Below are 9,078 nucleotides of genomic sequence, written 5' to 3' on the forward strand. Positions count from 1 at the left end.
GACCTCCTGCACGGACACCACGCCGTTGGTCAACCCGGTCTGGTAGGTCGTCCACCGCTCGGTGGGGTTCGCGCGCATGTACTCGTCGAGGTTGAACCCGACGACCTGGCCGCGAGCGGTGACGTCGTTCATGGACAGCCGGTCAGTGATCGCCCGCATGTACGGGGCGAGCACGTCGTTGATCCGATCGCGCCGGCGGTCGACCGCGTTGGCGTAGGTGCGGCTGGTGGTGGACACCTGCAGGTCCTCGGCGTCCAGGCCCAGCGCGTTCGCGATCTCGACCGTCGCCTGCCGCTGCAGCTGCGCCAGCTGCAAATCCGCTGGCGACGGAACATCGACGGTCTCGTACGTCAGCGACGCCGGCACGTAGGCGGTCGAGCGCTTGCGGCGCGCCTTGCGCCAGTCGTCGAGGATCTCCTTGACCTCGTCGTCGGTGGCCGGGTCTGCGCCGTCGGCGGGCCGGAAGTAGTCCAGCGGGCGCGGGTCCTGCGCGTAGGTCGCGGCGGCCTGCTCCAACAGGATCGCCCGCCGGATCGCCCGCGCGGCCGCGGTCAGGATGCCGGGGTTCGGTGAGTCGAACCGGATCACGTCGCGCCCGTCGACGGGCTCACCGTTGACCCACACCACCCCGGCGGGCAGCTTCTGCCCGGACGGCAACGTGCGCAGCTTGCGCCACGCGTCCGCTGGCGGCTGCAGCGACACCGTGCCGACGTCGAGATGGATCGCGCGCAGCGGGAACCCGTTCGCCAGCCGCTTGGTGACCTGCCACCACGAGATGCCCTCGAACACCAGATCTTCGACGGTCTGGCTGAGAGTGACGACGTTGGGCACGTTCGGGTCGATCTGCTCCAGCAGCGGCGTGCGCAGCTCGACGCGCGCACGGTCGCGCGTGACCAGCGGCAGCGTGGCAATCGAGCACAGCAGGTTCCGGCCCCGCAGCACCGCAGGCACCGACAGCGCCGCCGCGCGGGACACCGGCCGGTTCGAGGCGGCCCGGATCGCGTCGAGGATCGGCGTCGGCTCCGTGCCGTCGGCCGGGGTGGTCAGGTCGTGGGAGAACGTCACCGACGGCTCGGGTACGCGCCCGGAAGCGCGTACCTCCACCGCCCGGAACAGACTCCGCCACCAACCCACGAGCGGAGCCTAACAGGAAGATTTACGTCAAGTAGGCGCTGACACCGTAAGACCTTCCGTCACCATGCCTTCGGTGTGACCTGTTCCGCAGAATCTCCCGCCACGATGATGCGGGGCTTGCCCACCGTGGCGGGCAGCGTGCGCGCGAGATGGACCGCCCCCGCCGCCGCATACGTCGCGTCGACGTGGCCGGCGCCGCGCCGGGTGAACCGCCACACATCGCCCTGCCACAGCTTCTCGGCGCCCCCGACCTGCGCATTGAGCAGCGGGTCGTCGGAGTGGAGCACCTGCGCGTTCTCGACGAGGTCGGCGAAGCCCATGCACACCGCGGTGACCTCGCGGGTGATCTCCTCGACCTCCACCCCGGCGGGCGGCCACTCGCCGCGCCGGTTCTTCCTGTCGGCGAGGTAGGCGTGCGCCGCGGCAGACGGGCCACCCGGAAGCCACCCGAACCTCCGCGGACGGACCCGGCGCACGTGACCGGGCAGCTCCCGCCACATCGTCGCGGTGTCCTCCCACGCGGCGACGATCTCGACGCGCACCCGCCCGCTGGGCAGCATCGCGGCCGCGGCGAGCGTGGCGTGCTTGCCGTCGAGCGACATGTCGAAGCACAGCGCCACCCGCGCCCGCAGTGCCTCAAGCGTGCCCGGCTTGTTTCCAGCGGCCCAGCCCTCAGCACTCACCGCCGGGTCGAGGTTCGGCACTCGAATGCACAACACCTCGGTGAGGAACTGCGCGAGCTCCTCGCCACCGTTGCGCTTCGCGCGGCGCGCATCGCCGAGCAGGCTGTCGAGGTCGATCCGGCGGCCGAGGTTCGGGTTGGCCATCGCCAGCGCGTACGGGTCGTCAGGCTCGGAGCCGAGCGGTGCCGAGTACTCGAACAGCCCGAGCCGCGGGTCACCGTCGACGCGGATCACCTCGTGTGGCGGCTCGCCCTCCACCGCGTCGGCGCGCAGTGAGTCGAGCACGACAGCGCTGTCGTCGCCCTGGTTGGTGATTCCGAACGCCTGCGCATCCGGCACGGCGTTCATGGCGTTGTAGGCCGCGTTCCAGGCGTCCCACTTCGCGTGCTCGCGGAGCTCGTCGAGGATGAGGCGGTGGATCGTCAGGGACCGGCCGCCCTTGCGATTGCTCGCGGCGATCTTGTACCGGCATCGGTCGATGGTCTTGAGGGTCTGCTCGCCGTTGACGCGCCGGATCCCGCCGCGCGGGACCTCGACGGCCAGTTCCTCGATGCCCTCGACGATCTCGACGGCCTTCTCCCACGACTCGCGGGCGTAGTCGAGGTTGGTCGACGTGCCGAGGATGAGCTTGCGCTGTTCGACGAACAGCCAGTACAGCGACAGCACCACCAGCACGTGTGTCTTGCCGTTCTGCCGGGCGACGATCACCAGCACCTTGCGGAACCGCGGTCGCCCATCGGGCAGCAGCTCGCCCGCGTGGATCACCAGCCACCGTTCCCACGGGTCCAGCGGCAGCTCGATGACTTCGGTGGCGAACTCGTCGACGCCGAACCCGTACGACGTCGCCGGTGTCAGCGCGCACCCACACCCACACGGCCCCGGCGGGCCGGTGACGAGCGGCGGCGTCCACAACCGCGGCTGAGTGCTACCCAGTACCTCCAGCGTGCCCGTGGCGGAGAGCGAGGAGCTTGGCCCGCTTGCTGGTCGCTCCAGTGGTGTCACTGTCGGCGCCTCCCTTTACCACCGACGCCCGCGAGCGCGGCGTCATGCCCAGGTCCCGCAGCGCCTCCAACAGCAGCGGCCCCAGCTTCACCAGCATGGTCGGGTCCGCGTCGATCGCCGCCGCGTACCGCTTGGCCAGCCGCACGACCGCACCGTCACGGTCCTGGCGCTCGACACTGCGCAGCGCGTCCTCCAGCGCCCGCACCATGCTCGGCGGCTTGCTCTCACCCACCGCACACCTCCGCATTCCACGGGGAGAGAGAGGACATAAGGGCGCGGATGTCCGCCCCCGCCAGGGTCGGGAAAAACCGCAGGTCAGAGCATATGTCCACTGTGTACCCCTGTTTCCGCAGGTCAGAGCCTTGCATCATCACTTGAGTCCTCGACACGATGTGTTGTCCGGGTCTTGGTTGCTGAGCCACCGTCGGCCGCAGCGTCGGCACTCCCACAGGTGCAGTCCGTTCGCGACGATCGTTCGGATTCGGTGCCTCATGATCACCACCTTGTCATTGGTCGTGGTGCTGGATCGGGTGCTGCGGTGGGGTCGCCTGCGTCGAGGTTGCACTTGCGGTGTGCGGCCACGAGGAACTCTGGGTCGTCGCCGTACGCCTTGCCCTTGGTGTGGTGGACGTGCGCGCTGTACGGGTGCGGGTGCCGCAGGTACTTGCTGATCGGCTTGCCGCAGAGCTGGCATATCCACCGGTCGCGGTTGAGCACGAACAGGCGGATCTTGCGCCATCGGCGGGTGCTGCCGCTCTTCCACGCGGTGCTCAATGCCTCATTAATCCTTGACTTTTCTTGGTATTTTGGGTTAGACTGATGGCACAACTTCAGAGAGGAGGTGAGAACCGAATGGGAACCCTGGGTGAGGCGATCCTGAACGCCATGCGAGACCAGGGCTGGCTCATTGCCTTCGAGGAAGGCGAGGTGCGGCTCTGGTCCTGGAATGGCTACCACCACGCGACGCCGATCGAGCTGTGGGAATCCGGCAATGAGCAACGCTTGCGAGTGGTGCTGCTGGTGATCCAGCTCAAGGGCGGGTTCCGGTGGCCGTGGCCACCGGATCACGTCGACGGCATCGGCGGGGAGGTGCCGCGTAGCGGCTGGTGATCGCCAGGGCGGGCCGGGAATGGACCAATCACTCCCGGCCCGCCCGACCCAGCATAGCCCTCGATTCAAACCTTGAATGTAGTCAAGAAATAGTGGAGCATGGCCGACATGAACACATGGAATCTTGCCATCTCGTCCACCCTCGACCGCGCCCCCGGCGAGCAGGAAGGCATGCCCCTGGGCCGCGCGATCGCCGGTGACGACCTGGTCGTCGTCAGCACGCACGAGAACCGGTTCAGCGTCACCGCCACCGCTGAGGCGGATGACGGGCTCGCCGAGCTGCAGCGGCTGCGCGACCGCTACGCCGCCGAGCTGGCCGCGCGAGGGTTCGCAGTGACCGCGTGGGAGTCGGCTGAATGCCTCTCGCTGGCCGAGACCGACCGCCGCATCACGACGTCCTCGATCCCGCCGATGGTGTCGGCGACCGAGTTCGCCGAGCTGTGCGGCGTGGCGAAGCAGCGCATCTACGAGCTGGAGACCGAACGTAAGAAGGCGGCCGAACGGGGCAAGCCGCACCGGTTCCCGACACCGGTCGTGCCCGGCTACTGGCTGCGCTCGGCCGCTGAGCACTACGCGCGCAACCGGCCACGTCGCGCCGGTCGGCCCCGCAAGGACGAGGGGTAGGTCATCGACCGCGGATGATGTAGCGAATTCCTTTCGGCGAACGATATGGGCGGCATGCCTGTGTGGTTGCAGATCGTCTTGCCCATCGTCACGGCCGGTGTGGGCTTCGGACTTGGTCGCCTTGGTGGCGCCCTGGATCGCCGCCGGGAGCGGCGTGACACAGAGGCTGCGCGTGCGCCCGTGTTCGAGTTCACCTGGGTCGGGGGGCACCGCTACCGCGTGATGAACGTTGGCGACGCGTCCGCATCGGGTATCCGGCTCCATTTCGACGACGAGCGCTTCGAGGCGCAGAACGTCGTGGACATGCCGGACCCGGTGCCAGCACTTCAGCCCGGCGAGTCGTTCACGTTCATGATGGTCGGGACGATGGGGCTTCCGCTGCCACATCAGATTCGGCTGTTCTGCGATGAGTTGCCTGACGGGAAGCCACTCCCCGTGCCTGCCCCTGCGTAGGTCCCGCCGTGCACGGTCGCACTCATGATGCCTCCAGGTCGAATAGCGAGGGCTCGGGCGTGCGGTTGCTCCACAGCACTTCGGTGCGGTCTTGACGCGTGCCGCCTTGTCCTGTGGTGGTGTCGATGCGGGTGACGTGCCATCCGTCGTAGAGGTCGGTGTAGAGCGGCGAGTCGTAGCCGGAGAGCACGACGGAGGCTGCGCAGCTGCGCAGCGCGGCGGCGAGCTCGCGGTGCTGTGCCTCGGTCTTCATCTCGTGCCGGTAGCCGCCGGACACCCGCGTCGAGCCGAGGTAAGGCGGGTCGACGTACAGAAGCACGCGCTCGCTGCGGCCGTACCGGTCGATGATGTCGAGCGCGGGTTGGCATTCCAGCGAGACACCGGCCAGGCGTTCGGCGCCGGCGGCCATGCGGCCGACGTAGGCCTCGAGGTAGCCGGGCATCGACGTGGTGGACCCGGCGGGGTCGACGTAGTGGCGCCACCCGGTGCGGAGCAGCGTCCCGGAGCGGGACTGCGCCAGGCGGACCCAGATTCGGCGGGCACGTTCGATGTCGTCGGGCTCGTCGAGACCGAGCGCGTAGGCCTCGAGGAACTCGGCGCGGGCGTGGGGGGTGAGCGCGCAGACGCGGGCCAGCTCGGCGGGCTGTTCGCGCAGGACGCGCCAGAAAGTCATGAGGTCGTGATCGATGTCGTTCACGGTCTCCATGCGGCTGCGTGGCTTGGCCAGCAGCACGGCCAGCGATCCAGCGAACGGCTCGACGTAGTGCTCGTGGGGCGGCAGATGCGCGACGATCTGCTCGGCGAGCCTGGTCTTGCCGCCGAAGTAGGCGAACGGCGGTCTCACGTCGTCTCCTGCGGCCGTTCGCCGGTGAGCAGTGCGACGAGGTCGGCCACTGTGCAGGTGACCCACTGACGACCCGGATCGGCGACGCCATGCCGCTTGTGCACGAGCAGGGCGGCGACCGCGTCGTCGTTGCCGCGCTCGGTCTCCGCCTCGGCGTGCTGGGCGCCGAGGGCCACGCGGCTGGTGTTCTTGCACTCGACGACCACGCGGCCGCTTCGGAGCGCCGGTGAGAGCCGGATGCCGGCGATGTCGCCGCGGTCCTTGGCGCCGGTCTTGACGCGCCGGTCGATCCGGTCGTCGACGTGTTCGGCGAGGTAGTCGGCGACCTCACGTTCGAACCGAGCGCCCGCGGCCTTTGCCGACGAGCGGGTGCGCCTGCGCGCGGTGGTCATGGTTGGGTCCTTTCCTCGTCGGTGGGCTCGAAGCGGATGGGGGTGGGGGTCGCACTTGATGCGGTGGCCGCGTGGGCCGGGGCGGGTGCAGGACTGGCCGGGTGCGGCGTGGCAGTAGCGGCAGCGGCGCACGAGCGGGCTCTGCCGGAGGTCGCCGGGCTCGACGCCGCCGGGGCTCCAGCGCCAGAGCCCGCCGTCGTAGCTGCGCCGGGCGCGGCGGTTACGTCGCGGGCTCACGGTCGGCGGCCTCGTCGATGGCGCGGCGGCAGTCCGGGCAGTCCGGGCCGCCGCGCGCGAGGTTCAGGGGTCGGTGGTGCACGCACAGCTCCTCGTGGTCGTCGGGTCGTGATGGGTTGCTGGTGCGGGACTTCAGGTACGGGTTGGGCGCCAGGTGGCTGCGGGGTGTGGTGGCGGGGCCGACGGTGGGGCGGTGGCCGCGGGGTCCGGCGTCGCCGACGCGGTGGCGGTAGGCGCGATCAGGCGCGGTATCTGGCCCGTGCCCGCCCCTACCCGGCCCGGTAGTCATCGGGCCGTTGATCGGGGCGGTGATGTCGCGTTTGGTCGGTGCGGCCTGCGCGTTCGTCTGCTGCTCGGCGGCCCGCGCGGTGGTGGTGGCGGGGTGCGGGTCTGGTGCGGGATCAGCGGCGGGATCAGGTGCGGTTCTGTGTTCGCGCGGTTGATCTGTCGGTGATCTGTCGGTGATCGGTGGTGGATCGGTCGTGGATCTGGTGTTGATCTCGGGTGGGTCGAGCAGGGTCATGCCGGCGGCCTCGGGGGTGCAGTCCTTCTTGCGGCCGTTGCAGCCGCGGCAGGCCACGACGAGGTTCGCGGCACCGGCGGCGACGGCGGGGTCGACGTGGTCGAGCACGCCGCCGGCATCGGTCTTGCGGTCGGCCCAGCGCACGTCGCGTCCGCAGTAGCGGCAGTGATTGCCGTCGCGGTCGCGCACCGCGCGACGCAGCTCCTTGTCGCGCAGCTCGCGACGTTTCGCCTTGTGGACGTCGTTTTCGGCGCGGGAGGGGTTGCGGTCGAGGAACCCGTGCACCCAGTAGCCGCCGGTGCGGGTGCCGGTGACGGGCCAGGTCTTGTCGGTCAGGCATGGGCAGTCGTCGCCGGGCTGATGCAGCATCGGCGGGTCGTCACCGAGCCGGACGTTGGTCAGCGCGCGCAGCTCGGCCCGCGAGGCGATCTCGCGGGCCTTGTCGGCAGGCAACCATCCGTCCGTGCGCTGCGCGGAGGCGTACTGCTTCATCCGGACCAGGGCGCCGTAGGCGCCGTTGCCGATCGCGCGCACGAGCGGGTCGTCGTAGCCCACGTCATCGAGGCGGAGCCAGGTCACCGCGGCTCGCCCAGCGCCATCACCCAGCGGACGTCACCGCTGAGCATCAGGTACAGCAGCGAGACGACGCCGTTGTCGTGCACCAGGCGCGCGAGGCGGTCGCGGAAGTGGACGTAGCGGCCGGTGATGAGGTCGTGCTTGCCTCGGCGGATCTCGACATGCTCGCCGAGCTCGGGCGCTCCGGCCTTCTCGGCGTCGGCGAGCCACAGCGCGGGGGTACTCCAGCACGTCTCGATCTCGCGGCGCACCGTGCGTGGCATCCACTCGGGCCACTGCCAGTCCTGCCAGCTGTGCGCGTCGGCGCCGGTCACGGTCGTGCTCCTGTCGGTGGTAGATAGGCCGGCCGCGCCCGGGGGAAGTCGGGCGCGGCCGGGGTCACGGGTGGGTGCGTCTGTTGTGGACGGTCAGTGCCGGGTGCGCGCTCCGTTGGCGCGCGGACAGTCGACGTCGTGCAGGCGGTGCAAGTGGTGCCCGGCGTTGCGGGCGCCGGAGGCTTGGCCACGGTTGAGGACTCCGGCGACGAGCTCGCCGTTCTGCACGGCGAGCAGCACGTTGCCCGTGTGGCTGGTGCCGGGGTTGACCGGCACGTCCTCGCCTTCCGGGGTGACCGCCCACAGGATCGGCGCCGCGCACCCGTTGCACTTGGCGCGGAACGGCGCCAGGTTGGCCGGGGGTGCTGGGGGCCGCTGTACCGGCGTCACGAGGCGGCCTCGACGGCGGCGGACGGGAGTGCGCGGAACGCGACGTGGCCGCTCGCGTATATCTCGGCCTCGACCGTCGTTCCAGGGCACACAAGCGACCCGTTGATGTAGATGCCGCGGCCACTGGTGGGGAACACGTCGTGGTCCGGTCGGCGCCCGGTGGCGCGCTCGAAGATGTCCTTGGCCCACGGCTCGATCACGTTGTCGGGGTGGTCGACCCCGGCGAACTCGATCGTCTCCACCGCGAGCAGCTCGCCGAGCACCTCGGGCGGCGGCACGGGCAGGTGTGCCGCGGGCGACGGGTACGGGGCGCTGTCGACATCGCGTGCCCACCGGTCGAGCATTTGCGTGAGCCGGTCGTTCTCCACCGCAACGTCGATGGGATCGACACCGTGCAGGATCCACTCGGCCACGCGCAGCAGTTCGTCGGGATCGGCGCCCGCTGTGCTGGCGAAGCCGCGGGCGGTGAGCAGCGGCCGGGCGGCCTCCAGCGCGGCGACGCGGGCGTGCTGCTCAGGGGTCAGTCGGTTGTGGTCGGTCATGGTCGGTGACTCCTTCTCGTGGTGGGGCGATGTGCCCGCGCTTGTGCGCTGCGGAGGCTCGGCGCGGGGGTCGGGGTGGCCGGCGGGACGTAGGGGCGCACACGGCTGGGGTGCCAGCGGCACTCGCCGAACGTCGGGTGACCCAGCACCATCACGCGGCGGCCGCCGATCGCGTCGGGCTGTCGGCGCCACTCGACGAACACCGCGACGGTGCCCGACTCGATGTGCTGGAACCGGTCTCCGGGCTTCGGATC

The 9,078-nt window shown here is 70.1% G+C and carries 14 protein-coding genes; 3 read left to right on the top strand and 11 right to left on the bottom strand.

The features are described 5' to 3' along the window. The 4 genes from FCN18_RS38530 to FCN18_RS38545 form a co-directional block, all read right to left on the bottom strand. A partial coding sequence (locus FCN18_RS38530) for a phage portal protein (RefSeq protein WP_137097540.1) occupies positions 1-1,134 on the bottom strand: 1,134 nt, incomplete at its 3' end. Between the two features lie 59 nt (positions 1,135-1,193). Next, positions 1,194-2,729 (bottom strand): terminase, encoded by a 1,536-nt coding sequence (locus tag FCN18_RS38535; protein ID WP_228714359.1) that lies wholly within the window; start codon positions 2,727-2,729, stop codon positions 1,194-1,196. 13 nt (positions 2,730-2,742) lie between these two features. Then, entirely contained in the window at positions 2,743-3,051 is a 309-nt protein-coding gene (locus FCN18_RS38540; protein ID WP_137097541.1) for a terminase small subunit, read from the bottom strand. Positions 3,052-3,314: 263 nt separating this feature from the next. Continuing rightward, on the bottom strand, positions 3,315-3,593 hold the full coding sequence (locus FCN18_RS38545) for an HNH endonuclease (protein ID WP_137097542.1): 279 nt from the start codon (positions 3,591-3,593) through the stop codon (positions 3,315-3,317). Positions 3,594-3,671: 78 nt separating this feature from the next. On the opposite strand from FCN18_RS38545, the gene FCN18_RS38550 reads away from it, so the two are divergent. From FCN18_RS38550 to FCN18_RS38560, 3 genes are all read left to right on the top strand, one after another. Beyond that, positions 3,672-3,929 carry a hypothetical protein gene (locus FCN18_RS38550; RefSeq protein WP_137097543.1) on the top strand — a complete coding sequence of 86 codons (258 nt, stop codon included), beginning with the start codon at positions 3,672-3,674 and terminating at the stop codon, positions 3,927-3,929. Between the two features lie 108 nt (positions 3,930-4,037). Continuing rightward, positions 4,038-4,553, top strand: a complete 516-nt coding sequence (locus tag FCN18_RS38555; protein ID WP_137097544.1) for a hypothetical protein — start codon at positions 4,038-4,040, stop codon at positions 4,551-4,553. 54 nt (positions 4,554-4,607) lie between these two features. Next, entirely contained in the window at positions 4,608-5,006 is a 399-nt protein-coding gene (locus FCN18_RS38560; protein ID WP_137097545.1) for a hypothetical protein, read from the top strand. A 22-nt stretch (positions 5,007-5,028) separates the two neighbouring features. On the opposite strand, the gene FCN18_RS38565 is transcribed toward FCN18_RS38560, so the two are convergent. The 7 genes from FCN18_RS38565 to FCN18_RS39960 form a co-directional block, all read right to left on the bottom strand. Beyond that, positions 5,029-5,850: a DNA adenine methylase gene (locus FCN18_RS38565; protein ID WP_137097546.1), complete on the bottom strand. Its 822-nt coding sequence runs from the start codon at positions 5,848-5,850 to the stop codon at positions 5,029-5,031. Beyond that, positions 5,847-6,479: a hypothetical protein gene (locus tag FCN18_RS39950; RefSeq protein ID WP_206078098.1), complete on the bottom strand. Its 633-nt coding sequence runs from the start codon at positions 6,477-6,479 to the stop codon at positions 5,847-5,849. The genes FCN18_RS38565 and FCN18_RS39950 overlap by 4 nt, the downstream gene beginning before the upstream one ends. Continuing rightward, positions 6,463-7,581, bottom strand: coding sequence for an HNH endonuclease (locus FCN18_RS39955; RefSeq protein WP_206078099.1), 1,119 nt, complete (start codon positions 7,579-7,581; stop codon positions 6,463-6,465). Before FCN18_RS39955 ends, FCN18_RS39950 begins: the two co-directional genes overlap by 17 nt. Beyond that, positions 7,578-7,892: a hypothetical protein gene (locus FCN18_RS38580; RefSeq protein WP_137097547.1), complete on the bottom strand. Its 315-nt coding sequence runs from the start codon at positions 7,890-7,892 to the stop codon at positions 7,578-7,580. Before FCN18_RS38580 ends, FCN18_RS39955 begins: the two co-directional genes overlap by 4 nt. A 93-nt stretch (positions 7,893-7,985) precedes the next feature. After that, complete coding sequence (locus FCN18_RS38585; protein ID WP_137097548.1) at positions 7,986-8,282, bottom strand: hypothetical protein; 297 nt, start codon at positions 8,280-8,282, stop codon at positions 7,986-7,988. Continuing rightward, positions 8,279-8,824 carry a hypothetical protein gene (locus FCN18_RS38590; protein ID WP_137097549.1) on the bottom strand — a complete coding sequence of 182 codons (546 nt, stop codon included), beginning with the start codon at positions 8,822-8,824 and terminating at the stop codon, positions 8,279-8,281. Before FCN18_RS38590 ends, FCN18_RS38585 begins: the two co-directional genes overlap by 4 nt. Beyond that, on the bottom strand, positions 8,821-9,078 hold a 258-nt coding region (locus FCN18_RS39960; RefSeq protein WP_206078100.1), incomplete at its 5' end, for a hypothetical protein. The genes FCN18_RS38590 and FCN18_RS39960, both read right to left, overlap by 4 nt.

The organism is Prauserella endophytica, from assembly GCF_005146945.1.
GTDB classification, from domain to species: domain Bacteria; phylum Actinomycetota; class Actinomycetes; order Mycobacteriales; family Pseudonocardiaceae; genus Prauserella_A; species Prauserella_A endophytica.

Coding starts and splice junctions, on each gene's coding strand:
- FCN18_RS38550 (WP_137097543.1), top strand. CDS start 3,672: ATGGGAACCCTGGGTGAGGCGATCCTGAACGCCATGCGAGACCAGGGC.
- FCN18_RS38555 (WP_137097544.1), top strand. CDS start 4,038: ATGAACACATGGAATCTTGCCATCTCGTCCACCCTCGACCGCGCCCCC.
- FCN18_RS38560 (WP_137097545.1), top strand. CDS start 4,608: ATGCCTGTGTGGTTGCAGATCGTCTTGCCCATCGTCACGGCCGGTGTG.
- FCN18_RS38590 (WP_137097549.1), bottom strand. CDS start 8,824: ATGACCGACCACAACCGACTGACCCCTGAGCAGCACGCCCGCGTCGCC.